General features: G+C 69.9%; 21 protein-coding genes. 11 read left to right on the top strand and 10 right to left on the bottom strand.

The window, feature by feature from the left end; all coding sequences use genetic code 11:
- Positions 1-41: 41 nt before the first annotated feature.
- The 4 genes from ilvD to PV396_RS31020 form a co-directional block, all read right to left on the bottom strand.
- Complete coding sequence (gene ilvD, locus PV396_RS31035; RefSeq protein WP_319210318.1) at positions 42-1,895, bottom strand: dihydroxy-acid dehydratase; 1,854 nt, start codon at positions 1,893-1,895, stop codon at positions 42-44.
- A 182-nt stretch (positions 1,896-2,077) separates the two neighbouring features.
- The gene (locus PV396_RS31030; RefSeq protein ID WP_319210317.1) at positions 2,078-2,692 is read right to left on the bottom strand and encodes a TetR/AcrR family transcriptional regulator; all 615 of its coding nucleotides are present in this window, start codon (positions 2,690-2,692) and stop codon (positions 2,078-2,080) included.
- A complete protein-coding gene (locus PV396_RS31025; RefSeq protein ID WP_319210315.1) occupies positions 2,689-3,528 on the bottom strand; it encodes a sugar phosphate isomerase/epimerase in 840 nt (279 codons plus the stop codon). The genes PV396_RS31030 and PV396_RS31025 overlap by 4 nt, the downstream gene beginning before the upstream one ends.
- 161 nt (positions 3,529-3,689) lie before the next feature.
- Positions 3,690-4,634, bottom strand: a complete 945-nt coding sequence (locus PV396_RS31020) for a Ppx/GppA phosphatase family protein (protein WP_319210313.1) — start codon at positions 4,632-4,634, stop codon at positions 3,690-3,692.
- Between the two features lie 83 nt (positions 4,635-4,717).
- Here PV396_RS31020 and PV396_RS31015 point away from each other — a divergent pair, with 83 nt between their 5' ends.
- The gene (locus PV396_RS31015; protein ID WP_319210312.1) at positions 4,718-5,512 is read left to right on the top strand and encodes a hypothetical protein; all 795 of its coding nucleotides are present in this window, start codon (positions 4,718-4,720) and stop codon (positions 5,510-5,512) included.
- Positions 5,513-5,525: 13 nt separating this feature from the next.
- Here the strand turns inward: PV396_RS31015 and PV396_RS31010 are convergent, their stop codons facing one another.
- Positions 5,526-7,325, bottom strand: coding sequence for a hypothetical protein (locus PV396_RS31010; protein WP_319210311.1), 1,800 nt, complete (start codon positions 7,323-7,325; stop codon positions 5,526-5,528).
- Between the two features lie 208 nt (positions 7,326-7,533).
- On the opposite strand from PV396_RS31010, the gene radA reads away from it, so the two are divergent.
- Both radA and disA read left to right on the top strand, forming a co-directional pair.
- Positions 7,534-8,943 (top strand): DNA repair protein RadA, encoded by a 1,410-nt coding sequence (gene radA / locus PV396_RS31005; protein ID WP_319210310.1) that lies wholly within the window; start codon positions 7,534-7,536, stop codon positions 8,941-8,943.
- An 81-nt stretch (positions 8,944-9,024) separates the two neighbouring features.
- Entirely contained in the window at positions 9,025-10,149 is a 1,125-nt protein-coding gene (gene disA / locus PV396_RS31000; RefSeq protein WP_319210309.1) for a DNA integrity scanning diadenylate cyclase DisA, read from the top strand.
- A gap of 40 nt (positions 10,150-10,189) precedes the next feature.
- On the opposite strand, the gene PV396_RS30995 is transcribed toward disA, so the two are convergent.
- The gene (locus PV396_RS30995; protein ID WP_319210308.1) at positions 10,190-11,065 is read right to left on the bottom strand and encodes a hypothetical protein; all 876 of its coding nucleotides are present in this window, start codon (positions 11,063-11,065) and stop codon (positions 10,190-10,192) included.
- Positions 11,066-11,426: 361 nt separating this feature from the next.
- Between PV396_RS30995 and PV396_RS30990 the strand changes: the two genes are divergently transcribed.
- The 5 genes from PV396_RS30990 to cseC all read left to right on the top strand — a co-directional run bounded on the left by PV396_RS30990 (position 11,427) and on the right by cseC (position 16,148).
- Positions 11,427-12,338, top strand: a complete 912-nt coding sequence (locus PV396_RS30990) for an A/G-specific adenine glycosylase (protein ID WP_319210307.1) — start codon at positions 11,427-11,429, stop codon at positions 12,336-12,338.
- Positions 12,339-12,574: 236 nt separating this feature from the next.
- Positions 12,575-13,117, top strand: coding sequence for a SigE family RNA polymerase sigma factor (locus PV396_RS30985; RefSeq protein WP_319210306.1), 543 nt, complete (start codon positions 12,575-12,577; stop codon positions 13,115-13,117).
- A 227-nt stretch (positions 13,118-13,344) separates the two neighbouring features.
- Positions 13,345-14,010 carry a hypothetical protein gene (locus PV396_RS30980; RefSeq protein WP_319210305.1) on the top strand — a complete coding sequence of 222 codons (666 nt, stop codon included), beginning with the start codon at positions 13,345-13,347 and terminating at the stop codon, positions 14,008-14,010.
- Between the two features lie 21 nt (positions 14,011-14,031).
- Positions 14,032-14,739, top strand: a complete 708-nt coding sequence (gene cseB / locus PV396_RS30975) for a two-component system response regulator CseB (protein ID WP_319210304.1) — start codon at positions 14,032-14,034, stop codon at positions 14,737-14,739.
- Between the two features lie 35 nt (positions 14,740-14,774).
- Positions 14,775-16,148 carry a two-component system sensor histidine kinase CseC gene (cseC, locus tag PV396_RS30970; protein WP_319210303.1) on the top strand — a complete coding sequence of 458 codons (1,374 nt, stop codon included), beginning with the start codon at positions 14,775-14,777 and terminating at the stop codon, positions 16,146-16,148.
- Between the two features lie 127 nt (positions 16,149-16,275).
- Here cseC and PV396_RS30965 read toward each other — a convergent pair whose 3' ends face one another.
- The gene (locus PV396_RS30965; RefSeq protein WP_319210301.1) at positions 16,276-17,910 is read right to left on the bottom strand and encodes an MDR family MFS transporter; all 1,635 of its coding nucleotides are present in this window, start codon (positions 17,908-17,910) and stop codon (positions 16,276-16,278) included.
- Between the two features lie 144 nt (positions 17,911-18,054).
- Here PV396_RS30965 and PV396_RS30960 point away from each other — a divergent pair, with 144 nt between their 5' ends.
- A complete protein-coding gene (locus PV396_RS30960) occupies positions 18,055-18,642 on the top strand; it encodes a helix-turn-helix domain-containing protein (RefSeq protein ID WP_319210300.1) in 588 nt (195 codons plus the stop codon).
- A gap of 44 nt (positions 18,643-18,686) precedes the next feature.
- On the opposite strand, the gene PV396_RS30955 is transcribed toward PV396_RS30960, so the two are convergent.
- Positions 18,687-19,283, bottom strand: coding sequence for a M23 family metallopeptidase (locus PV396_RS30955; protein WP_319210299.1), 597 nt, complete (start codon positions 19,281-19,283; stop codon positions 18,687-18,689).
- 457 nt (positions 19,284-19,740) lie between these two features.
- Between PV396_RS30955 and PV396_RS30950 the strand changes: the two genes are divergently transcribed.
- Positions 19,741-20,391, top strand: a complete 651-nt coding sequence (locus PV396_RS30950) for an HAD family acid phosphatase (RefSeq protein ID WP_319210298.1) — start codon at positions 19,741-19,743, stop codon at positions 20,389-20,391.
- Between the two features lie 110 nt (positions 20,392-20,501).
- Here the strand turns inward: PV396_RS30950 and PV396_RS30945 are convergent, their stop codons facing one another.
- Positions 20,502-23,030 (bottom strand): ATP-dependent Clp protease ATP-binding subunit, encoded by a 2,529-nt coding sequence (locus PV396_RS30945; RefSeq protein ID WP_319210296.1) that lies wholly within the window; start codon positions 23,028-23,030, stop codon positions 20,502-20,504.
- A 441-nt stretch (positions 23,031-23,471) separates the two neighbouring features.
- Here PV396_RS30945 and PV396_RS30940 point away from each other — a divergent pair, with 441 nt between their 5' ends.
- A complete protein-coding gene (locus tag PV396_RS30940; protein ID WP_319210294.1) occupies positions 23,472-24,149 on the top strand; it encodes an SCO3374 family protein in 678 nt (225 codons plus the stop codon).
- Here PV396_RS30940 and PV396_RS30935 read toward each other — a convergent pair.
- A complete protein-coding gene (locus tag PV396_RS30935) occupies positions 24,128-24,463 on the bottom strand; it encodes a histone-like nucleoid-structuring protein Lsr2 (protein ID WP_053742239.1) in 336 nt (111 codons plus the stop codon). The two genes, PV396_RS30940 and PV396_RS30935, sit on opposite strands and share 22 nt — an antisense overlap.
- Positions 24,464-24,581: the final 118 nt, after the last annotated feature.

Here is a 24,581-nt window from a genome sequence, read left to right as displayed (position 1 = left end):
CGGCCCTTCTCATGCGGATGTGCGCGGATGTACGACCGGCCTCAGCCCAGCTTGGACACGTCCCGCACCGCGCCGCGGTCGGCGCTCGTCGCCATCGCCGCGTACGCGCGCAGGGCCGCGGAGACCTTGCGCTCGCGGGAGACGGGGGCGTAGACGCCGTTCAGGGCCTGCTCGCGGCGGGCCAGCTCGGTGTCGTCGACCAGCAGCTCGATCGTGCGGTTCGGGATGTCGATGCGGATGCGGTCGCCGTCCTTGACCAGGGCGATGGTGCCGCCGGAGGCCGCCTCGGGGGAGGCATGGCCGATGGAGAGGCCCGAGGTGCCGCCGGAGAAGCGGCCGTCCGTGATCAGGGCGCAGGTCTTGCCGAGGCCGCGGCCCTTGAGGAACGAGGTCGGGTAGAGCATCTCCTGCATACCGGGGCCGCCCTTGGGGCCCTCGTAGCGGATGACGACGACGTCGCCGTGCGTGATCTTCTTGTTGAGGATCTTCTCGACGGCCTCTTCCTGCGACTCGCAGACGACCGCGGGGCCCTCGAAGGTCCAGATCGACTCGTCGACGCCGGCCGTCTTCACGACGCAGCCGTCGACGGCGAGGTTGCCCTTGAGGACCGCCAGGCCGCCGTCCTTCGAGTACGCGTGCTCGGCGCTGCGGATGCAGCCGCCCTCGGCGTCGACGTCCAGGGCCTCCCAGCGCTCCGACTGGGAGAAGGCCTGGGCGGAGCGGACGCAGCCAGGCGCCGCGTGCCACAGCTCCACGGCCTCCGGCGACGGCGAGCCGCCGCGCACGTCCCACGTCTTCAGCCAGTCGGCGAGGGACGCGCTGTGAACCGAGTTCACGTCCTCGTTGAGGAGTCCGGCGCGGTGCAGCTCGCCGAGGAGGGCGGGGATACCGCCGGCGCGGTGCACGTCCTCCATGTAGTACGTGCGGTCCTTGGCGACGTTCGGCGCGACCTTCGCCAGGCACGGGACGCGGCGCGAGACCTCGTTGATGTCGTCCAGTCCGAACGGGACGCCCGCCTCCTGGGCGGCGGCCAGCAGGTGCAGGATCGTGTTGGTCGAGCCGCCCATCGCGATGTCGAGCGCCATGGCGTTCTGGAAGGCCGCGAAGGTGGCGATGCTGCGGGGCAGGACCGTCTCGTCGTCCTGCTCGTAGTAGCGGCGGGTGATGTCCATCACCGTGCGGGCCGCGTTCTCGTACAGGGCCTTGCGGGCCGTGTGCGTAGCCAGGACCGAGCCGTTGCCGGGGAGGGCGAGGCCGATGGCCTCCGCGAGGCAGTTCATCGAGTTGGCCGTGAACATGCCGGAACAGGATCCGCAGGTCGGACAGGCGTTCTCCTCGATACGGAGGATGTCCTCGTCCGAGATCTTCTCGTTCACGGCGTCGGAGATCGCGTCGACCAGGTCGAGCGTACGGACCGTGCCGTCGACGAGGGTCGCGCGGCCGGACTCCATCGGGCCGCCGGAGACGAAGACCGTGGGGATGTTGAGCCGCAGGGCGGCGTTCAGCATGCCCGGGGTGATCTTGTCGCAGTTGGAGATGCAGATCAGGGCGTCGGCGCAGTGGGCTTCCACCATGTACTCGACGCTGTCCGCGATGAGGTCGCGGGAGGGCAGGGAGTACAGCATGCCGCCGTGGCCCATCGCGATGCCGTCGTCGACGGCGATCGTGTTGAACTCGCGGGCGATGCCTCCGGCGGCGGTGATGGCCTCGCTGACGATGCGGCCGACCGGCTGGAGGTGGGTGTGGCCGGGCACGAACTCCGTGAAGCTGTTCGCGACCGCGATGATCGGCTTGCGCCCGATGTCGGCGCCCGGTACACCGGAGGCGCGCATAAGGGCGCGGGCGCCCGCCATGTTGCGGCCGTGGGTGACTGTGCGGGACCTCAGCTCGGGCATCTTCGCTCGCCTCGCTACTTCGAAGAGTGTGACTCCGTCGAGGGTACGCCGGTTATCCACGGGTTGGACGGTGAGTCCGTCATGCGGGATGGGTGTCTCGTTTTCGGGTGCGGGTCGGTGGGGGCTTGTCGCGCAGTTCCCCGCGCCTCTGAAAGGCCCCTCCTCGCGTCCCGCCGCTGAACTCAGGCGTTGGTCAGGTGGGACTGGATCACCGGGGCCACCCTGGCGATGATCTCGTCCGGGTTTGCCGAGGCCAGGGGTTCGACCTTGATGACGTAACGGAGCATCGCGATTCCGACGAGTTGGGCGGCGGCCAGTTCGGCTCGGAGTTCGGCGTCCGGGAGGTTCAGCTGGACGGCGACGCGGCGCAGGAGCTGGGCGGAGATCAGGCGGCGGAAGACTCCGGCGGCGGCCTCGTTGTTCATGGCGGAGCGGACAATCGCGAGCAGTGCCTTGCGGGTGGCCGGGTTCTCCCAGACGCCGAAGAAGAAGCGGGCCAGCCGCTCGCCGACGCCGTCGAGGGGGCCTTCGGCGATCGAGCCGGGTGCGCTCAGCAGGGGACCGACGGCGACCTCGATGGACGCCTCGAAGACCTGCTCCTTGGTGCCGAAGTAGTGGTGCACGAGCGCCGAGTCGACGCCCGCGGACTTGGCGATGCCGCGTACGGACGTCTTCTCGTAGCCGCGTTCGGCGAACTCCTCGCGGGCCGCCGCCAGGATGCGGTCGCGCGCCGCGGGTGCGTCGGCGGAGTCCGTACGGGAGGGGCGTCCCCGGCGGCGGGGGGCGGCGCTGGTCATGGGCGCGGGCCCCCGCCGGGGACGGCCCTGACGGCCGACGCCAGATGGAGGCGGGTGAAGGCGAGCGCCTCGGCGAGGTCGGCCTCGCGCTCGACGCCGGACATCGCGCGCCGGGTGTTCACCTCTATGACCACATGGCCGTCGAAACCGGTCAGCGCGAGCCGTTCGAGCAGCTCGGCGCAGGGTTGCGTGCCGCGGCCGGGGACCAGGTGCTCGTCCTTGTTGGAGCCGTTGCCGTCGGCGAGGTGGACGTGGCCGAGCCTGTCGCCCATGAGGTCGACCATCTCCAGGGCGTCGCTGCGGGCGGTCGCGGTGTGGCTCAGGTCGATCGTGAAGTGCCGGTAGTCGTCCTTCGTGACGTCCCAGTCGGGGGCGTACGCGAGCATCTCGCGGTCGCGGTAGCGCCAGGGGTACATGTTCTCGACGCCGAACCGGACGTCCGTCTCGTCGGCCATGCGCCAGATGCCGGTGACGAAGTCACGCGCGTACTGGCGCTGCCAGCGGAAGGGGGGGTGTACGACGACGGTCGACGCGCCGAGCTTCTCGGCGGCCGCCTGCGCGCGCTGGAGCTTGGTCCAGGGGTCCGTGGACCAGACGCGCTGGGTGATGAGGAGGCAGGGCGCGTGGATGGCGAGGATGGGGATCTGGTGGTAGTCGCTCAGTCTGCGCAGGGCTTCGATGTCCTGGCTGACGGGGTCCGTCCAGACCATGACCTCGACGCCGTCGTATCCGAGACGCGCGGCGATCTCGAAGGCCGTTGCCGTCGACTCCGGGTACACGGAGGCTGTGGACAGCGCGACCTTCGCATCTGGGATGCGTACGACTGGCTCCGCCATGGGGACAGGTTACGGGGTGTGTATGTGCGGGTGGGTCGGGGGCGCCCGGTCGCCGTAGAGGGATCGGTTGTCGGGCGGGTGCGGGTCGTGTGGCTTGTCGCGCAGTTCCTCGCGCCCCTGGGGGGTGCTTCTCAGGTCCGTCGAGAAGTACCGGGATTGGTTTACTCCGTGCCCATGTGGGTGCCCATGTGGTCCAGGCGACGGAGGATTACGCCCTCTCGTAGGGCCCAGGGGCAGACCTCCAGGGTTTTGACGGCGAAGAGGTCCATCGCCGCCTCGGCGACCAGGGCGCCCGCGAGGAGCTGGCCGGCCCGGCCTTCCGAGACTCCGGGGAGGGCTGCTCGTTCCGCTGTCGTCATGGAGGCGAGTTCGGGGACCAGGGTCGCCAGGGACTCGCTCTTCAGCTCGCGCTGGACGTACAGGCCCTCAGTGGAGCGGGCCGCGCCGGCCAGGCGGGCGAGCTGTTTGAACGTCTTCGACGTGGCGACGACGTGGTCCGGGGCGCCGAAACGGCTGAACTCGCCCACCGTACGGGCGATCTGGGCGCGTACATGCCGGCGCAGAGACCTGATGTCGTCGGGGTCGGGCGGGTCGCCGGGGAGCCAGCCCGCGGTCAGGCGGCCGGCACCGAGGGGGAGGGAGACGGCGGTGTCGGGCTCCTCGTCGATGCCGTAGGCGATCTCCAGGGAGCCGCCGCCGATGTCGAGGACGAGGAGCTTGCCCGCCGACCAGCCGAACCAGCGGCGGGCGGCGAGGAAGGTGAGGCGGGCCTCCTCGGAGCCGGTCAGGACCTGGAGCTCGACGCCTGTCTCGGCCTGCACGCGCGCGAGGACGTCGTCGGCGTTGCTGGCCTCGCGCACGGCGGAGGTGGCGAACGGCAGCAGGTCCTCGACGCCCTTGTCCTCGGCCGCCTGGAGCGCGTCCTGGATCACGGCGACGAGTTTGTCGACCCCTTTGGGGCCGATGGCTCCGGCGTCGTCGAGGAGTTGGGCGAGCCGCAGCTCGACCTTGTGCGAATGCGCGGGCAGGGGGCGTGCGCCGGGGTGCGCGTCCACCACCAGCAGATGCACCGTGTTCGATCCCACGTCGAGGACACCGAGTCTCATGGACGGAACGCTACTGCCAGCCGCGCCCGCGTCGGCCCCCGGAGCGGTGCCGGAAGGGGCCCCGAGCGACTTACCCTGGTCTCGTGCCCAAGACGAAAAAGACAAAGGCCGACAAGTCGGCGGTGGTGAGCGACGAGAAGGGGCTCGACTTCGCGCGCGCGTGGGTGGAGTTCCCTGATCCGGCGGACGAGGAGCAGGTCTTCCGCTGTGATCTGACCTGGCTGACCTCCCGCTGGAACTGCGTCTTCGGAAGCGGCTGCCAGGGCATCCAGGCCGGCCGCGCGGACGACGGCTGCTGCACGCTGGGTGCCCATTTCTCCGACGAGGACGACGAGAAGCGCGTCGCCGGATTTGTGGCGCGTCTCACGCCCGACATCTGGCAGCACCACGACGTCGGCACGGCGTCCGGCTGGACGTCGGAGGACGAGGAGGGCTCGCGACAGACCCGGCCGTACCAGGGGTCCTGCATCTTCCAGAACCGGCCCGGGTTCGCGGGCGGTGCCGGCTGCTCGCTGCACATCCTGGCGCTGCGGGAGGGCCGGGAGCCGCTGGAGACCAAGCCGGACGTGTGCTGGCAGCTTCCGGTGCGGCGGACGTACGACTGGATCGACCGGCCCGACGACACGCGCGTGCTCCAGGTGTCGATCGGTGAGTACGACCGGCGCGGCTGGGGGCCGGGCGGCCACGACCTGCACTGGTGGTGCACATCGGCGACCTCGGCGCACGGCGCGGGCGAACCGGTGTACGTGTCGTACCGGCCGGAGCTGGTCGAGCTGATGGGCAAGGCGGGGTACGACCGGCTGGTGGAGCTCTGTGAGGAGCGGCTGGCCTCGCAGCTGCCGCTGCTGGCTCCGCATCCCGCCGATCCCGTTCGCTGAGGCGGGGCGGGGCTCAGGACGCCATCGAGGGGCTCGGGCTGTCACTGTCGACGGGCGGTGAGGAGCCTCCGGGGTCGGCCGGGGTCGAGGTCACCGAGGCCGTCGGCGTGGGGGTCGGGGTGGGCTCCGGGTCGGGTGACGAGGACGGTGGCGGGTCGCTGGGGGGCGGGGTCGCGGGCGCCGAGGTCGTGGGGGCGGGGGTCGTGGGAGCCGGGAGCGTGGGGCGGGGCGGACCGGGGGCCGGTGGGTTCGCGGGCGTCGGTTCTGGCGGTGTGGGCGCGGTGCCGTACCCCTCGATGGAGACGACGGCGGACGCCGGTGCGATCGACACCCGCGCGCCCCAGTGACCGGCCGGCTCGCGCAGAGGGTCGACGTACACCTTGATCGTGAACGACTCGCCGGGCCGCAGCGTTCCCGCCGACCGGCTCGGGTACAGCCAGGACGCCCCGGTGTACGCCGTCCAGCGCACCGGCGTGTGCCCGGACGCGGTCAGGGTGATGAGCGTCGTGTCGCCGTCGCTCGAGGCCTCCACGGTGAGCACGCCCGGGCTCTCCTTGGCGCCGGGGACCGCGCTGATCACCTCCACGGAGACGTCCGGAGTGCCGTGGTCCTTCCTGACAAGGCCGTTGCCGGGGGCGGTGCCGGCGCTGCCCGCGTTCCCGGCGTTCTCGTAGCCGCCCGACTCGCCGTCGAGGGTGTCGGGGCGCTGCGCCTCGCTCGCGGTGGCCGACCGGTTCCCCGGGACGCCCTCTCCGGTCACCGGCGCCCCGCGGTAGGCCGCCCACAGGGCGAACACGGGGGCGGCGACCACGGTGGCGACGACCGTGGTCGTGACGGCACGCGCGCGGAGGCGGTCCCTTCGGGCGGCGCGGTCCTTGGGGTCCATCGGGAAGCCGCGCCGGTCGAAGCGCGGGGCGGCGGCGCCCCGCGCGCGCGGGAGGTGCGCCATCGCGACGTGGAGGGCCGCGCGGGGTGCCTCCAGGACGGGCAGTTCGGCGGGCGGCGCGACCTCGGCGCCGGGCCAGGTGGCCGGAGCGGCCCGCTCGGCGGTGCGGCGGCAGCGAGGGCAGTCGTCGACATGCCGGACCAGTTCGCGGCGCAATGCGCTGCTGAGCACCAGCTGCTGGTCGCCGGTGAGGCGGGAGACGCTCGGACAGGTGCCGGTCTCGACGACGGCGAGGGCCGCGCGGGTGCGTTCGACCTCGCAGGCGGCGGAGGCCAGCAGTTCGCGGGCCGCGGTGGCGTCGAGGCCCAGGACGGCGGCGACCTCGGGAGCGGCGAGCTTGTGGCGTACGGCGAGTTCGAGGGCCTCGCGCTGTTCGGGGGTGGTGCCGGCGGCCTCCGGCCAGGCTAGCTGGGCCAGTTCACGGCGGTGCGTCTCCTGGACCTCCTCGGAGACGGGAACGGCGGCGGAGTCGGGGGCGGCCTGGGACGTCGGGGCGGCGGGCGTCTGCCGCTTGCCGCGCCGGCCGGCCGCGTGCGTGCTCTGACGTTTCTGCTTGGCCTCGGCCAGCTTGCGCAGACAGGCCCAGCGGGCCAGGGCGTACAGCCAGGCCCTGCGGTCACCGGCGGACTCCGGACCGCGCGGGCCGCGGCGTTCGGCGACCGCGAGGACGTCACCGAGGGCGGCGGTGGCCGCGTCGTGGTCGCACAGGACGGACAGGCAGTAGGTGAACAGGCCGTCCAGATACGGCTCGTAGCGCGCGGGCGGGCGCTGGACCAGCGTGCGCCCCGCCGACCGGTCGCGCGCCTCACGGTGCGCCCGGTGTGCACCGGTGCTGCGGGTCGGGGTGTCCGGACTGCTGCTCGTCATCCGTGCGACCGTAGGCGTCTTACGCCGACCCCTTCGCCCGCCTTGAGCACTTTTAATCCGTACGGGTGAAACGATCCCTCAATAGGGGACAGGAACTCCGGATTCCGTGGCCTGTTCCTGACCTGACGTGGCCGGTTGCCGCCGGGAGCTCGGCTTTCGGCACCCGTCGGCGGCGGCGTTGTCAGTGGTCCCGGATACGGTTCGTCTCATGGCTGCCCGTACGAAGACCGCGAAGGACCGACCGTCCTACCGCTGCACCGAGTGCGGCTGGCAGACGGTCAAATGGCTCGGCCGCTGCGGCGAATGCCAGGCGTGGGGCACGGTGGAGGAGTACGGCGCGCCCGCGGTCCGTACGACGGCGCCGGGCCGCGTCACCACCTCCGCGGTCCCCATCGGCCAGGTCGACGGCCGGCAGGCCACCGCCCGCAGCACCGGCGTGCCCGAACTGGACCGCGTCCTCGGCGGTGGGCTCGTCCCGGGTGCCGTGGTCCTGGTGGCCGGGGAACCGGGCGTGGGCAAGTCGACGCTCCTCCTCGACGTGGCGGCGAAGTCGGCGAGCGACGAGCACCGCACGCTCTACATCACGGGTGAGGAGTCCGCGAGCCAGGTCCGGCTGCGCGCCGACCGCATCAAGGCGATCGACGACCACCTGTACCTGGCCGCGGAGACGGACCTGGCGGCGGTACTGGGCCACCTGGACGCGGTGAAGCCGTCCCTCCTGGTCCTCGACTCCGTCCAGACCGTGGCCTCGCCCGAGATCGACGGCGCCCCGGGCGGCATGGCCCAGGTCCGCGAGGTCGCCGGGGCACTGATCCGCGCGTCCAAGGAGCGCGGGATGTCGACGCTCCTTGTGGGCCATGTCACCAAGGACGGCGCCATCGCCGGGCCGCGCCTCCTGGAGCACCTGGTGGACGTGGTCCTGTCCTTCGAGGGCGACCGGCACGCGCGCCTGCGTCTCGTCCGGGGTGTCAAGAACCGCTACGGCACGACGGACGAGGTCGGCTGCTTCGAACTGCACGACGAGGGCATCACGGGCCTCGCCGATCCGAGCGGCCTGTTCCTGACCCGGCGGGCCGAGCCGGTGCCGGGCACCTGTCTGACCGTCACCCTGGAGGGGCGACGCCCGCTCGTCGCCGAGGTGCAGGCGCTCACCGTGGACTCGCAGATCCCCTCCCCCAGGCGTACGACGTCGGGGCTTGAGACGTCCCGGGTGTCGATGATGCTCGCGGTTCTCGAACAACGGGGCAGGATCAGCGCGCTCGGAAAGCGGGACATCTATTCGGCGACGGTCGGCGGGGTGAAGCTCTCCGAGCCGGCCGCGGACCTCGCGATCGCCCTCGCGCTGGCCTCCGCCGCGAGTGACACCCCGCTGCCCAAGAACCTGGTGGCGATCGGCGAAGTCGGCCTCGCGGGCGAGGTCAGACGGGTGACGGGGGTCCAACGCCGACTGGCCGAGGCCCACCGTCTGGGCTTCACCCACGCCCTCGTTCCGTCGGACCCCGGCAAGATCCCCGCCGGTATGAAAGTCCTCGAAGTCGCCGACATGGGGGACGCTCTGCGGGTGCTCCCGAGGTCGCGTAGGCGAGAGGCCCCACGGGACGAGGAGGACCGCCGGTAGACTTTGCGCAGGTCTCGCCCGTCCGTACGAACAACGTGTGCGGAACGGCAGCGCCTCAGAACCTGCGACCGGAGGAGTGCAGTGGCAGCCAACGACCGGGCAGCAGCTCCCGGAAAGTACGGTGGGAGCTCCGGTGCCGATGGCCTGATGCGCGCCTCACTGAGCGCCGTGGCACCCGGCACGGCTCTGCGCGACGGGCTTGAACGGATTCTCCGCGGCAACACCGGCGGACTCATCGTGCTGGGCTCCGACAAGACCGTCGAGGCGATGTGCACGGGCGGTTTCGTCCTGGACGTCGAGTTCTCGGCGACCCGGCTGCGCGAGCTGTGCAAGCTCGACGGCGGCATCGTGATCTCCTCGGACCTGTCCAAGATCCTGCGGGCCGGCGTCCAGCTGGTCCCCGACCCGACGATCCCCACCGAGGAGACCGGCACCCGGCACCGCACCGCCGACCGTGTGTCGAAGCAGGTGGGCTTCTCGGTCGTCTCGGTCTCCCAGTCGATGCGGCTCATCGCGCTGTACGTGGACGGCCAGCGCCGTGTCCTGGAGGACTCGGCCGCGATCCTCTCCCGCGCGAACCAGGCCCTGGCGACCCTGGAGCGTTACAAGCTCCGCCTCGACGAGGTCGCGGGCACGCTCTCCGCTCTGGAGATCGAGGACCTGGTGACGGTCCGGGACGTCTCCGCGGTGGTGCAGCGCCTGGAGATGGTCCGCCTCATCGCGACGGAGATCGCCGGGTACGTGCTCGAGTTGGGCACCGACGGACGGCTTCTGGCCCTCCAGCTCGAGGAGTTGATCGCGGGCGTGGAGCCGGAGCGCGAACTGGTGGTCCGGGACTACGTGCCCGAGCCGACCGCGAAGCGCTCCCGCACGGTCGACGAGGCGCTCGCCGAACTCGACGCGCTCAGCCACGCCGAACTGCTCGAACTCTCCACGGTGGCCAAGGCCCTGGGCTACACCGGCTCACCCGAGACGCTCGACTCGGCGGTCTCCCCCCGCGGCTTCCGCCTGCTGGCGAAGGTGCCGCGTCTGCCCGGCGCGATCATCGACCGCCTGGTGGAGCACTTCGGTGGCCTGCAGAAGCTGCTGGCGGCGAGCGTCGACGACCTCCAGACGGTGGACGGGGTCGGCGAGGCGAGGGCACGCAGCGTCCGGGAGGGCCTGTCGCGGCTGGCGGAGTCGTCGATCCTCGAGCGGTACGTGTAACTCGCGCCGGCTCCCGCTGACTCCTCCTGCTACCTACCGCTCAGTCCTTGTCCAGTACGAAGGACGTCTGGGCCTTCGGGAATCCCGGGGCCTGTGCCTCCACGAGGTAGGTGTCGGCAGTCGCCGGCCCCGCCTTCGGGGTGGCGCACTCGGGGGCGCTCGCCCTGCGGTCCCACTCGAAGGTGTATGTGATGCTGTCGCCGGCCGAGACCCGGAACAGCAGGCCGGCGGCGTCCTTGGGGCAGTCGTCCGAGGACCAGATGTCGTCGTCGCTGCTGGTCTGCGTGATCGTCACCACGGCCGACTTCGGGCCGAGGTCGATCTTGCAGTCGTTGGCGGAGGAGTTCTTGGCGACGAGCTGGAAGGTGGGCGTCTCGTCGGGTGCGTAGGCGTTCTGCACACTGCGCAGGCTCAACTGGACGACGCCTGCTGTGCAGTTGGGCAGGGTGGAACCGGCCGGAAGGGTGTCGCCGCTGCCGACGCTGCCGTTGACGCCGTCGTCCGTACCCGCGCCGCCGGCACCGGTCCCGGCGGAACCGCCGCCGGAGCCACCGCTGTCGGATCCGCCGGCACCGCCGGAGTCCCCGGGCCCGGCGGACCCCCCTGACCCGGAACCCGAGCCGGATCCCGATCCCCCGCTGTCCGAACCGCCCGAACCGCCCGAACCGCTCGACTCGTCGCGTCCGCCCGGGGCTTGGCTGATCGCGGGCCCCGAACCGGACGGTCCCGGGGTGATCGTCTGCACGGGAGCCTTGCCGTTGGCGCCGTCCGTGCGGTGGTCACCGCCTCCGCCACCGGAGGCGACGAGCCAGATGCCCAGCAACGTCAACAGGGCGAGCGCAGACAGCAGAACGGCCCTCCGACGCCAGTAGATGGAGGAGGGAAGCGGCCCGACCGGATTGCGCATAGATCCCACGGCGCAAACTGTACGAGAGATCAGCCACTCCACTCGCCCCACCCGCCGCCGGGACCTCAACTTTTCCGGATCATCATCCCGGCAAACTCCATCCGGAGGGGCGGCAGTTCGCCCCCACGTGTCTCGCCCCCGCCGCCCCTACCCGTCCCATCCCTGGGGGCTGCGCCCCCAGACCCCCCTTTCGCGCTGAACGCGCTCGTCCTCAAACGCCGGACGGGCTGAAAGATCAAGCCCCGGCCGGCACCATCCAGCCCCTGCGGCGTTTGAGGAGCGGGGTCTGGGGCGGAGCCCCAGAAGGATGGGACGGGTAGGGGCGGCGGGGGCGAAAACAACCACCCCACATGGCAGGATCGGAACCGCCATGACTGCGCCCACGAAGCCCCCGCACCGAATCGCCGACGGCACCCCCCTCCACTCCCCCGTCATCCACTGGTTCGACGACCACGCCCGCGACCTCCCCTGGCGCCACCCCGACGCCGGCCCCTGGGGCGTGATGGTCAGCGAGTTCATGCTCCAGCAGACCCCCGTCACCCGCGTACTCCCCGTCTACGAGCAGTGGCTCACCCGCTGGCCCCGCCCCGCCGACCTCGCCGCCGCCCCCTCCGGCGAAGCCGTCCGCGCCTGGGGCCGCCTCGGCTACCCGCGCCGCGCCCTGCGCCTGCACGGCGCCGCCGTCGCCATAACGGAACGCCACGGTGGCGACGTACCCACCGACCACGCGCAGCTCCTCGCCCTGCCCGGCATCGGCGAGTACACCGCCGCGGCCGTCGCCTCCTTCGCGTACGGCCAGCGGCACGCCGTACTGGACACGAACGTCCGCCGTGTCTTCGCCCGTGCCGTCACCGGCGTCCAGTACCCCCCGAACGCCACGACCGCCGCCGAACGCAGTCTCGCCCGCGCCCTGTTGCCCGACGACGAGCACACGGCCGCCCGCTGGGCAGCCGCCTCCATGGAACTCGGCGCGCTCGTCTGCACGGCCAGGAACGAGACCTGCCACCGCTGTCCGATCGCCGCCCAGTGCGCCTGGCTGCTCGCCGGGAAGCCCGAGCACGAGGGGCCGGCCCGACGCGGCCAGACGTACGCGGGCACGGATCGTCAGGTACGCGGCAAGCTGCTCGCCGTACTCCGCGACGCCCACACCCCCGTACCGCAGGCCGCGCTCGACAGTGTGTGGCACGAGCCGGTGCAGCGGGCCCGGGCTCTCGACGGCCTGGTCTCCGACGGTCTGGTCGAACCCCTGCCGGGCGGGTTGTATCGCCTGCCGCACAGCTGAACCACACGCTCGGGGTTCTGTAACGGCCCCCAAATCGCCCCATACAGCTACCAATTACCCTCCCCGCCTACCCCTTCCCTATTTCCGTTACACAACCGACGGACAGCCGCGCGCTCCCCGCAGGCTGGCTCGGACAACCCCGTGACAACCCCTCCGTAGCTTCATCCCTGTACGGACCACAAGGCAGAAAGCCGGCCGGCAGACGGGTCGGAAACGGGGAGCGGGAGGCGGTCGACATGGCGCAGCAGGGCGAGGTGCTCGAGTTCGAGGAGTACGTCCGCACACGGCAGGACGCGCTGTTGCGCAGCGCCCGTCGACTGGTCCCGGACCCCGTCGACGCACAGGACCTGCTGCAGACGGCGCTCGTACGTACGTACGGCCGCTGGGAGGGCATAGCGGACAAGCGGCTGGCGGACGCCTACCTCCGCCGGGTGATGATCAACACCCGGACCGAGTGGTGGCGGGCGCGGAAGCTGGAGGAGGTGCCCACCGAGCAGCTCCCGGACGCGTGTGTGGACGACTCCACCGAGCAGCACGCGGACCGTGCGCTTCTGATGGATGTCATGAAGGTGCTCGCACCCAAGCAACGGAGTGTCGTCGTGCTGCGACACTGGGAGCAGATGTCCACGGAGGAGACGGCCGCCGCCCTCGGCATGTCGGCCGGAACGGTCAAGAGCACGCTGCACCGGGCGCTCGCCCGGCTCCGGGAGGAGCTGGAGGCCCGCGATCTGGACGCACGCGCGCTGGAGCATGAGGAGCGGGAGCGTTGCGCGGCCTAGGCACAGGGGCGACCGATCCCGGGATCCCACGGACACGGACACGGACACGGACGGGACGGACGGGGACGGACGCGAACAACGAGGGCGCCGACGCGGGCTCGCGTGCGGGCACGGGCACCAGCTCGCTCCCGTCGGCGAGCCAGGGGCCACCCGGTGCTGGTATGCGTACGGACCCCGGTGCGAGTCCGGGTGCACGGGGATGGCCGGGGCACGCCCCGGGGCTGCCCATGGGGCCGGCCCTGTCCGCCCCTCTCCGGCGGGCTTTTCAAGCGGTGATCGCGGCGACGGCCGTGCTCGCCGCTTTCGCCCTGTTCCTCTCCGCCTGCGCCACCGGCGGCACGGGCGCCCGTGACGAGGGCCCGGCGGGCGCGGACGCCGTCACGGGCAAGCTGAACCCGACGCCGATGGCCTCGGCGTACGCCACTCCGGACGAGGTGAACGCGGTCAGACTGGTGCTGGCCGATCCGGGGGTCGCGCCCGCGGTCAAGCGCGCGCTGAAGCCGTGCGTCGGGAACGAGTACCCGGTCGACGTGTCGTACGGCAACCTGACCGGCGGAATCGCCGACGACGTCGTCGTCAATGTCATGACCTGCAGCGATGTCGTCGGCGTCGGTTCCTATGTGTACCGCCGGGACGATGACGGCGGTGATACGGACGACGGGTACCGCAACGTCTTCCGGGCCGAGGAGCCTCCGGTGTACGCGGAGATCGACCGGGGCGATCTGGTGGTCACCAAACAGGTGTACAAGAAGGACGACCCCGTGACGAGTCCGTCCGGTGAGAATGTGATCACCTATCGCTGGACGGCGGGCCGCTTCACACTGGAGTACCGCACCCACAACGAGTACAGCAGCGCGGTCGACGGCGACACACCGACGACGCCCCCGAACTGACGAGAACTGAGAGCACCCGGGATGGCAGACCAGACCCACGTCCTGTTCGTCGAGGACGACGACGTCATCCGCGAGGCCACCCAACTCGCCCTGGAGCGGGACGGCTTCGCGGTCACGGCCATGCCCGACGGGCTGTCCGGCCTGGAGGCGTTCCGCGCGGACCGGCCCGACATCGCCCTCCTGGACGTCATGGTCCCCGGTCTCGACGGGGTCAGCCTGTGCCGTCGTATCCGCGACGAGTCCACCGTGCCGGTGATCATGCTGTCGGCGCGCGCCGACTCCATCGACGTGGTCCTGGGCCTGGAGGCGGGCGCCGACGACTATGTGACGAAGCCCTTCGACGGCGCCGTCCTGGTCGCCCGGATCCGCGCGGTCCTGCGCCGCTTCGGGCACGCGAGCGGCCCGAACGCGGCGGCTTCGGAGGGCAGCGCGCCCGTGACCGGCGGGGTGCTGGTCTTCGGCGACCTGGAGATCGACACCGAGGGCATGGAGGTCCGCAAGGAAGGCCGGACGGTGGCCCTGACCCCCACCGAGATGCGGCTGCTGCTGGAGTTCTCGTCCGCGCCGGGCACGGTCCTCTCCCGCGACAAACTCCTCGAACGCGTGTGGGACTACGGCTGGGGCGGTGACACCCGCGTCGTCGACGTCCATGTGCAGCGACTGCGGACGAAGATCGGCCAGGACCGGATCGAGACGGTCCGCGGCTTCGGCTACAAGTTGAAGGCCTGAGCGGACCGCCCATGCACTCCAGGAACACGCAGCTCATGGACACACAGCTCAGGGACAGGCAGTCCAGGGCCAGGCGACTCAGCCGGTTGACTTCGTTCGCGGGCCTGCACACCGGGCTGAGGTGGAAGCTGAGCGCCGCCATCGCGCTGGTCGGCGCGCTGATCGCGGTCACGCTCAGCCTGGTCGTGCACAACGCCGCCCGGGTCTCGATGCTGGACGGCGCCCGCGATCTCGCCGACGAACGCGTCCTGATCGGGCAGAGCAACTACAACCTGTCGGGCCGGCCCAATTTCCCCGGCATCAAGGTCGACGACCCGAACCTGCCGGAGGAACTGCGGGAGAAGGCGGCGCAGGGCCGCCGGGCGACCTATGTGACCGACCGGCCGGACGGGGTGCCCGACATCTGGGCGGCTGTACCGCTCAAGGACGGGCACATCATGTCGCTGCACACCGGGTTCACCGACCGCAGTACGGACATCATGGCCGACCTCGACCAGGCGCTGATCATCGGCTCGATCGCCGTCGTCCTCGGGGGAAGCGCGCTCGGTGTGCTCATCGGCGCCCAGTTGTCGCGCCGGCTGCGCAAGGCGGCGGCCGCCGCGAACCGGGTCGCCAGGGGCGAGACGGACGTACGGGTGCGGGACGCCATCGGCGGTGTCGTACAGGACGAGACCGACGACCTCGCCCGGGCGGTGGACGCGATGGCGGACACCCTCCAGCAGCGGCTGGAGGCGGAACGGCGGGTCACGGCCGACATCGCGCACGAGTTGCGTACACCGGTGACGGGTCTGCTGACGGCCGCCGAACTCCTGCCGCCCGGGCGCCCGACCGAGCTGGTCCTGGACCGGGCGAAGGCCATGCGCACGCTGGTCGAGGACGTCCTGGAGGTGGCCCGTCTCGACGGCGCGTCGGAGCGGGCGGAGCTGCAGGACATCATGCTGGGCGAGTTCGTGGTCCGGCGAGTACTCGCGAAGGACCCGGAGATCGCCGTGCACGTGGTGCACGAGTCGGAGGTCACGACCGATCCCCGGCGGCTGGAGCGCGTGCTGTTCAACCTGCTGGCCAACGCGGCACGACACGGCAAGGCGCCCATAGAGGTCTCCGTAGAGGGCCGGGTCATCCGCGTACGCGACCACGGCACCGGTTTCCCCGAGGACCTCCTGGCGGACGGCCCCAGCCGCTTCCGTACGGGAAGCAGCGACCGTTCGGGCCACGGCCACGGCCTCGGCCTCACCATCGCAGCGGGCCAGGCCCGAGTCCTGGGCGCCCGCCTGACGTTCCGCAACATACGCCCACCCGGCGCCCCGGAAGACGTCCCCGCAGAGGGCGCGGTAGCGGTCCTGTGGCTCCCGGAACACGCCCCGACCAACACAGGCAGCTACCAGATGCTGCCCCGTGCGAGCAGGTGACCCGGTACCCCCCAGCCCGTCCGGCGTTTGAGGACGAGGCCCCTTCAGGGCCGAAAGGGGGGTCTGGGGGCACAGCCCCCAGGAAGGGATGGGACGGGTAGGGGCGGCGGGGGCGAACCCCAGACGGTCAGACCGCCTCAGCCGCAACCCCGCCCCCGGGGGCATCCTTCTCCGGCCCCGCCCCCTTCAACGGAACCTCCTTGACGAACACCGCAGCCACCAGCACAGCAACCGCCACCACAGCCCCCAGCAAGAACGCCGAGTGCGTCCCCGAAGACACCGCGTACTGATACGCCTCCCGCGCCGCCGCAGGCAACTTCGCCAGACTCGCCGCATCCAACTGCGCCGACTGCTCGGTCACCTTGGACCCCAGCGCCCCGGCCCGCTCATGCATCACGTCCTGCACCCGGCTGTTGAACAACGCCCCCATGATCGCGACCCCGAAAGAGGACCCGAGCGTACGGAACAGCGTGGTCGTGGAGGACGCGACACCCATGTCCTTCATCTCGACGCTGTTCTGCGCGACCAGCATGGTGATCTGCATCAGACAGCCCATGCCCGCCCCCGCCACGGCCATGTACAGACCGGACGTCAGCCGAGAGGTGTCCGTGTCCATCTGTGCGAGCAGATACAGCCCGACGCTCAGCAGCACACCGCCGGCCACCGGGAACACCTTGTACTTGCCGGTGCTCGTCGTCACCCGCCCCGCGATCATGGACACGACCATCATCGCCGCGAGCATCGGAAGCAGCAGCAGCCCGGAGTTGGTAGCGGACGCGCCCTGCACGGACTGCTGGTACAGCGGCAGGAACAGCACCGCGCCGAACATCACGAACCCGGTGACGAAGCCGATGAACGACATCAGCGTGAAGTTGCGGCTGCGGAAGATGTGCAGCGGAATGATCGGCTCGGCGGCCTTGGTCTGCCAGAACACGAACCCGACGAGGGAGGCGACGCCGATCCCGATGAGCTCCATGATCACGGCGGAGCCCCACGCGTACTCCGTACCGCCCCAGGTCGTGACGAGCACGATGGAAGTGATGCCGATGGTCAGCAGCGCGACGCCCGGATAGTCGATCCGCGTCTTCGAACGCTTCTTCGGCAGGTGCAGCACGGCGCTGATGGCGGCGAGCGCCACCACACCCAGCGGCAGGTTGATGTAGAACGACCAGCGCCAGCCCAGGTGGTCCGTGAGCGCTCCGCCGACCAGCGGTCCGCCGATCATGGCGAGCGCCATCACACCGGCCATCAGGCCCTGGTACTTGCCCCGCTCGCGCGGCGGTATCAGGTCACCGATGATCGCCATGACCCCGACCATCAGGCCGCCGGCACCGAGTCCCTGCACAGCGCGGAAGCCGATCAGCTGTCCCATGTCCTGGGCCATACCGCTGAGCGCCGACCCGATCAGGAAGAGCACGATCGAGCTCATGAAGACGCCCTTGCGCCCGTACATGTCGCCGAGCTTGCCCCAGATCGGTGTGGAGGCGGCGGTGGCGAGCGTATAGGCGGTCACGACCCAGGCCAGGTGTTCGAGCCCGCCCAGTTCACCGACGATCGTCGGCATCGCCGTACCGATGATCATGTTGTCCAGCATGGCGAGCATCATCGCGATCATGAGCGCGAGCAGCACCACCCGCACACTCCGCGGCTGCTTGCCCTGCTCATCCTGCTTGCCCTGCTCGCTCTGGCCGCCCTGCCCGCCCCGCTCGTCAAGCCCGGCCTTCTCGTCCTGCTCGTCCTCAACCGCTTGCGCGTCCGCCATCGTCTCCGCCCACTCCCCCACATACTCCTACTTACTTGCCGCCCGGCAAGTTGACTACACTGGGGAAGCTAGACCCCTAACTAGCCGGGCGTCAAGTAAGTTTTTTACCAAGGGCGCGCCCGCAGCAGAAGCCGGAGTACGAGCATGGACCGCACCAAGCAGCGCCGCCGTGGGGACACCCGCCAGCGCATCCAGGACGTGGCGCTCGAACTCTTCGCCGAACAGGGTTACGAGAAGACCTCGTTGCGGGAGATCGCCGAGCGCCTCGATGTCACGAAGGCGGCGCTCTACTACCACTTCAAGACCAAGGAAGAGATCATCGTCAGCCTGTTCGAGGACCTGACGAAACCGATCGAGGACCTCATCGAGTGGGGCCGGCAGCAGCCGCACACCCTCGCCATGAAGCAGGAGATCGTCCGCCGCTACGGCGAGGCGCTCACCCAGGCCGCCCCGCTCTTCCGCTTCATGCAGGAGAACCAGGCGACGGTCCGGGATCTGAGCATCGGCGACATGTTCAAGACGCGCATGCTCGGTATGCGGGAGATCATCATCGACCCGGACGCCCCACTGGTCGACCAGGTCCGCTGCATCAGCGCGATGTTCACCCTGCACGCCGGGATGTTCGTCCTCCAGGACCTCGCGGGTGACGAGGAGGAGAAGCGCAAGGCGGTCCTGGAGGTCGCGATCGGCCTGGTCACCCAGGCACACGAGGGCACGGCCCAGCCCTCGTAGCCGACCTCCGCCGATCGCCACCGATCGCCACCGATCGCCACCGGCTAGACGGTCACGCCCTTGGCCCGCAGAAACGCGACCGGATCGACCGCGGAGCCGTAGTTCGCGGTCGTACGGATCTCGAAGTGCAGGTGCGGCCCGCTGGAGTTGCCGGTGTTGCCGGACAGGGCGATGCGCTGCCCGGTCGCCACGACCTGGCCGATCCTCACGCCGATCCGCGAGAGGTGGGCGTACTGCGAGTACGTCCCGTTGCCGTGCCGGATGACGATGGCGTTGCCGTACGCCGGCCCGTCACCGGCGCCGTTGCCGCCGGCCTTGACGACGGTGCCGCCGTGCGCGGCGACGACCTTGGTACCGCTCGGGACGGCGAAGTCCTGGCCGGAGTGGGTGGACGACCACATGTTCCCGGCCTGGTTGAAGCTCGCGCTCAGCCGGTACTTCCGGACCGGGTCCACCCAGGTGGCGGCCTTCTTGGCGGCGGCCTGAACCTGTACGGCACCCGTCGCACCGGTCTCGGCGGCGGCCGCGACGCCGGCCACCCCCATCACGACCGATGCTCCGAGGCCGACGGCCAGAACGGAGACGCGGGAGACACGGGAAACGCGGGAGACACGGGACGGGCTGGTGGCGCGCTGGAACATCGGGACCTCATGGGGACGGGGACAGAAAAGCCACCCGGCACGAGCGTTCCCGCCGGATGGGCAAACCCTTGGTACCCCCACCCCCCACTTCGCCTCAAACTCCCCAACTACGACTCAAAATAGTACTGAGCCGCCAATTACCTGCACTTATTGACAAAACAACACCCTTCCACCCCACATCAGCCCCCCGCAAACCAGAATCCACCCACCCGACAACCCACTAATCACCCTAGTAACGGACATTTCACCTGTGCGTCATGTCACCGGCCCGCAAGATCCGAAAACCCATGACTGTGACGCGCCTAACGCGCGAATAAACCCCCTCCGGCTACTGGCACCTCGCCGCTACCCGTGAGTAATGTGCCCTTCCCATCAGCGCCACTCACTCCAGCAAGCATGCCCCTGACATCTCCATGCCCCGGCACCGCCCAGCCCTACGTGAGAGGACCCCATCCCGATGACAAGAGGCTCCTGGACGCCCTGGACGCGCCGCATCGGCCTGACCGCCGCCGCTGCGATCGCCGCGGTGACACTGACCGGCCCGGGCACCGCCCAGGCCGCGACCACCGCGTCCACCGCGTCCACCGCGTCCGTGTCGGCGGCCGCCGCCGAGGACGTCGACTACGCCACCTGGCAGCAGGACTGCCAGGCCGTGATGGACCAGGCGCTGCCCTATCTGAAGCAGCGCATAGCCGCCGCCTCCGCGGGTGAGAAGCCGGCGATCGTCTTCGACATCGACAACACCACCCTGGAGACCGACTTCGGCTTCAGCTACCCCTCGCCGGCCAACGCGCCCGTGCTGAAGGTCGCCCAGTACGCCCAGGACCACGGCGTCGCCCTCTTCTTCGTCACCGCGCGCCCGGACATCATCAAGCCGGCCACGCAGTACAACCTCACGAACGTCGGCTACAAGGTGACCGGCCTGTACGCCCGCAATCTGATCGACCTCTTCAAGAACGTGGCCGACTACAAGACCGCGCAGCGCGTCGACGTCGAGTCGAAGGGCTACACGATCATCGCCAACATCGGCAACAGCGCCACCGACCTGTCGGGCGGCCACGCGGAGAAGACGTACAAGCTGCCGGACTACGACGGTCAGCTGTCGTAAGCCGCAAGCCGCAGCCGCAGCCGCAGCCGTCAGGGCATGCGAGAGGGGCCGGTGCTGGAAAGCACCGGCCCCTCTCGTTCAGGCAAGACCCACAGGCGAACCCCGGAGGGTTACGCCTCCTTGCTCAGGTTCGGCCCGGCACCGCCGGCCGCCTGCTCGATCGGCGGGACGTCGGGCAGCGCCGACTTCTCCTCACCCCGGAAGGTGAAGGTCGCGTTCTCGCCCTCGCCCTCCGTGTCGACGACCACGATGTGACCGGGGCGCAGCTCGCCGAAGAGGATCTTCTCGGAGAGCGAGTCCTCGATCTCGCGCTGGATCGTGCGCCGCAGCGGGCGCGCGCCCAGAACGGGGTCGTAACCCTTCTTGGACAGCAGCTCCTTGGCGGCCTGGGAGAGCTCGATGCCCATGTCCCGGTCCTTGAGGCGCTCGTCCACCTTGCCGACCATCAGGTCGACGATCTGGAGGATGTCGTCCTGGGTGAGCTGCGGGAAGACGACGACGTCGTCGACGCGGTTGAGGAACTCGGGGCGGAAGTGCTGCTTGAGCTCGTCCGAGACCTTGTTCTTCATGCGCTCGTAGTTGGACTTCTTGTCACCGGAGGCCGCGAAGCCCAGGTTGAAGCCCTTCGAGATGTCCCGCGTGCCGAGGTTGGTCGTCATGATGATGACGGTGTTCTTGAAGTCCACGACCCGGCCCTGGGAGTCGGTCAGACGACCGTCCTCCAGGATCTGCAGCAGCGAGTTGAAGATGTCCGGGTGGGCCTTCTCGACCTCGTCGAACAGGACGACGGAGAACGGCTTGCGGCGGACCTTCTCGGTCAGCTGGCCGCCCTCTTCGTAACCCACGTATCCGGGCGGGGAACCGAAGAGACGCGACACCGTGTGCTTCTCGCTGAACTCCGACATGTCGAGGGAGATCAGCGCGTCCTCGTCACCGAAGAGGAACTCGGCCAGGGCCTTGCTCAGCTCGGTCTTACCGACACCGGACGGGCCCGCGAAGATGAACGAACCACCGGGACGCTTCGGGTCCTTCAGACCGGCACGCGTACGACGGATCGCCTTCGAGAGCGCCTTGACGGCGTCCTTCTGGCCGATGACCCGCTTGTGGAGCTCGTCCTCCATGCGCAGCAGGCGGCTCGACTCCTCCTCGGTCAGCTTGAAGACCGGGATGCCGGTGGCGGTCGCGAGGACCTCGGCGATCAGCTCGCCGTCGACCTCGGCGACGACGTCCATGTCGCCGGCCTTCCACTCCTTCTCCCGCTTGGCCTTCGCGGCGAGGAGCTGCTTCTCCTTGTCACGCAGGGAAGCGGCCTTCTCGAAGTCCTGCGAGTCGATCGCGGACTCCTTGTCGCGGCGCACGCCCGCGATCTTCTCGTCGAACTCGCGCAGGTCCGGCGGAGCGGTCATCCGGCGGATGCGCATCCGGGAACCGGCCTCGTCGATGAGGTCGATCGCCTTGTCGGGCAGGAACCGGTCCGAGATGTACCGGTCGGCGAGCGTCGCCGCCTGCACCAGGGCCTCGTCGGTGATCGAGACACGGTGGTGCGCCTCGTACCGGTCGCGCAGGCCCTTGAGGATCTCGATCGTGTGGGGGAGGGAAGGCTCCGCCACCTGGATCGGCTGGAAGCGGCGCTCGAGGGCCGCGTCCTTCTCGAGGTGCTTGCGGTACTCGTCGAGCGTGGTCGCACCGATGGTCTGGAGCTCACCACGGGCCAGCATCGGCTTGAGGATGGAGGCCGCGTCGATGGCGCCCTCGGCTGCACCCGCGCCGACGAGCGTGTGCAGCTCGTCGATGAACAGGATGATGTCGCCGCGGGTGCGGATCTCCTTGAGGACCTTCTTCAGGCGCTCCTCGAAGTCACCGCGGTAGCGGGAGCCGGCGACCAGCGCGCCGAGGTCCAGGGTGTAGAGGTGCTTGTCCTTGAGGGTCTCGGGCACCTCGCCCTTGACGATGGCCTGGGCGAGACCCTCGACGACGGCGGTCTTGCCGACGCCGGGCTCACCGATGAGGACCGGGTTGTTCTTCGTACGGCGGGACAGCACCTGCATGACCCGCTCGATCTCCTTCTCGCGCCCGATGACCGGGTCGAGCTTGGACTCACGAGCGGCCTGGGTGAGGTTCCGGCCGAACTGGTCGAGGACCAGGGACGTCGAGGGGGTGCCCTCGGCGGGGCCGCCACTGGCGCCGGCGGTCTCCTTGCCCTGGTAGCCGGAGAGCAGCTGGATGACCTGCTGCCGCACCCGGTTGAGATCTGCGCCCAGCTTGACGAGGACCTGGGCGGCGACGCCCTCGCCCTCGCGGATCAGGCCGAGCAGGATGTGTTCCGTGCCGATGTAGTTGTGGCCCAGCTGAAGGGCCTCGCGGAGCGACAGCTCCAGGACCTTCTTGGCACGGGGGGTGAAGGGGATGTGCCCGGACGGGGCCTGCTGCCCCTGCCCGATGATCTCCTCCACCTGCTGGCGGACCGCCTCGAGCGAAATCCCGAGGCTCTCCAGGGCCTTAGCGGCGACACCCTCACCCTCGTGGATCAGGCCCAGGAGGATGTGCTCGGTGCCGATGTAGTTGTGGTTGAGCATCCGGGCTTCTTCCTGAGCCAGGACGACAACCCGCCGCGCGCGGTCGGTGAACCTCTCGAACATCGTTAATCGCTCCTCAGAGCGGTCAGGCAGTAAGGGGACGCTCCCCTCCCTGTCCTTCCGCAGCTTAGTCCCGCAAGCGGGGACCGCTCATTCCAACTGCCGACACCGGACCGAGAACCAACACAGCCTCCTGACCCCGTACGCCGACATATGCTCCAACCCGATCGTGCGAGACGATGTTCCCGCAGGCCAGGCAGTTACCCTCACTATCAGTACGCCGATGGCGAACGTGAGACGGCCTTTTCTGCGTGTCGCCCCCTCCCACTAGGGATGTCTTACCCGTACGGACTGACACTCCATGCCGGATGCACGGGTTCCCTCCGCTACGGGCGAACAACCTTGCGCCGCCGACCGGCTTCGCACGCGGCCGAAATCGGCACTCTGCGCATCCGTCGGGACACCCAGCGTAACTCGCGGCCTCTCGAGGCGGTTGGCTTGGGCATGGTCTCCGCTGTCCCCCTTCCCTTTCCGCGTCGTCCTCTTGATACGGGTGACACCACGAGTGGTCTCACCGGTGCCGCCGGTGGCATTGTCCCGAGCGACGGCCCGAGTGGCATCCCTGGGGATGTCCGGCGTTGGTACGAGAACGAACTGGGGTGGGCGACAGTGCCCGGTTCGGGTGTCGGGGGACTTTCGCTGCGACTGATCACGGGCCTGCGCTTCGACGTACTGGACGTGCCCGCGGAAGCGGGCTTCGCGGCGCTGCGGCACCGGGGGCGGGCGCTGGAGCCGCGTTCTCCGGTGGCGCTGAGCGGGGACCGGATGCTGCTGATGGTGGCCGCGGGCAGCGCGGACGAGTTGCCGGGGCTGCTGGACTGGCTGGAGTGGGGGCGGCTCGCGGTGGACCTGAGGGCGATCGGCGCCGACGGTGACATCGAGGCGCCCCGGCCGCCCGGCGCGGCGGGCGGCCTTCGGGGGCGGACAAATCCGCAGGGGGCCGCTGTCTGGCTGCGGCCCCCTGATTCAGGGTGCGGGACGGAAATCCCGCTGCCGACGATGTCGGCCCTGGGGGGCGTCGGAGGCGCCCCCGATCTCGTACGGCTGGTGGACACGCTGGCGACGCAATGCCATCGCGTCCGACTGCGGCGCGCGTGCGCTCAGCCGTTGGCCTTCTCGTAAGCCTCGCGGATGGACGCGGGAACACGGCCACGGTCGTTGACCTCGTATCCGTTCTCCTTCGCCCAAGCACGGATCTGCGCGGTGTCCTGGCTGCCGCCGGAAGCCACACGCGCCTTTCCGCGACCACCCGAAGCACGGCCACCGGTACGTCGGCCGCTCTTGGCGTAGGGGTCGAGAAGACCGCGGAGCTTGTCAGCATTGGCGGTCGTGAGGTCGATCTCGTACGTCTTGCCGTCCAACGCGAACGTCACGGTCTCGTCGGCCTCGCCGCCGTCGAGGTCGTCGACAAGAAGGACCTGAACCTTCTGTGCCACCGGATTTCCTTTCATCGATAACTTGGGAGCCGAGGCCCGCGGCGTGCGCCGCTGTTTCGCGTCCCCTGTTATATGCAGTACTGCAGTACATCGGAAAGCAAACCGCTTTTGCCGGAAA

The sequence above is a fragment of the Streptomyces sp. ME02-8801-2C genome, from assembly GCF_033793965.1.
In the GTDB taxonomy this organism is placed as follows: Bacteria; Actinomycetota; Actinomycetes; order Streptomycetales; family Streptomycetaceae; genus Streptomyces.
The sequence above is the reverse complement of the archived record's forward strand: the minus strand, read 5'-3'. Positions and strand labels throughout refer to the sequence as shown.

What these genes read in the sequence shown, in the direction of transcription:
- PV396_RS31020 (WP_319210313.1), bottom strand. Translation starts at nt 4,634, where the DNA reads ATGAGACTCGGTGTCCTCGACGTGGGATCGAACACGGTGCATCTGCTG.
- PV396_RS30980 (WP_319210305.1), top strand. Translation starts at nt 13,345, where the DNA reads ATGGGGCCGGCCCTGTCCGCCCCTCTCCGGCGGGCTTTTCAAGCGGTG.
- radA (WP_319210310.1), top strand. Translation starts at nt 7,534, where the DNA reads ATGGCTGCCCGTACGAAGACCGCGAAGGACCGACCGTCCTACCGCTGC.
- PV396_RS30965 (WP_319210301.1), bottom strand. Translation starts at nt 17,910, where the DNA reads ATGGCGGACGCGCAAGCGGTTGAGGACGAGCAGGACGAGAAGGCCGGG.
- PV396_RS30945 (WP_319210296.1), bottom strand. Translation starts at nt 23,030, where the DNA reads ATGTTCGAGAGGTTCACCGACCGCGCGCGGCGGGTTGTCGTCCTGGCT.
- PV396_RS31030 (WP_319210317.1), bottom strand. Translation starts at nt 2,692, where the DNA reads ATGACCAGCGCCGCCCCCCGCCGCCGGGGACGCCCCTCCCGTACGGAC.
- PV396_RS31025 (WP_319210315.1), bottom strand. Translation starts at nt 3,528, where the DNA reads ATGGCGGAGCCAGTCGTACGCATCCCAGATGCGAAGGTCGCGCTGTCC.
- PV396_RS30960 (WP_319210300.1), top strand. Translation starts at nt 18,055, where the DNA reads ATGGACCGCACCAAGCAGCGCCGCCGTGGGGACACCCGCCAGCGCATC.
- PV396_RS31010 (WP_319210311.1), bottom strand. Translation starts at nt 7,325, where the DNA reads ATGACGAGCAGCAGTCCGGACACCCCGACCCGCAGCACCGGTGCACAC.
- PV396_RS30955 (WP_319210299.1), bottom strand. Translation starts at nt 19,283, where the DNA reads ATGTTCCAGCGCGCCACCAGCCCGTCCCGTGTCTCCCGCGTTTCCCGT.
- PV396_RS30950 (WP_319210298.1), top strand. Translation starts at nt 19,741, where the DNA reads ATGACAAGAGGCTCCTGGACGCCCTGGACGCGCCGCATCGGCCTGACC.
- ilvD (WP_319210318.1), bottom strand. Translation starts at nt 1,895, where the DNA reads ATGCCCGAGCTGAGGTCCCGCACAGTCACCCACGGCCGCAACATGGCG.
- cseB (WP_319210304.1), top strand. Translation starts at nt 14,032, where the DNA reads ATGGCAGACCAGACCCACGTCCTGTTCGTCGAGGACGACGACGTCATC.
- PV396_RS30985 (WP_319210306.1), top strand. Translation starts at nt 12,575, where the DNA reads ATGGCGCAGCAGGGCGAGGTGCTCGAGTTCGAGGAGTACGTCCGCACA.
- PV396_RS30990 (WP_319210307.1), top strand. Translation starts at nt 11,427, where the DNA reads ATGACTGCGCCCACGAAGCCCCCGCACCGAATCGCCGACGGCACCCCC.
- PV396_RS30940 (WP_319210294.1), top strand. Translation starts at nt 23,472, where the DNA reads ATGGTCTCCGCTGTCCCCCTTCCCTTTCCGCGTCGTCCTCTTGATACG.
- cseC (WP_319210303.1), top strand. Translation starts at nt 14,775, where the DNA reads ATGGACACACAGCTCAGGGACAGGCAGTCCAGGGCCAGGCGACTCAGC.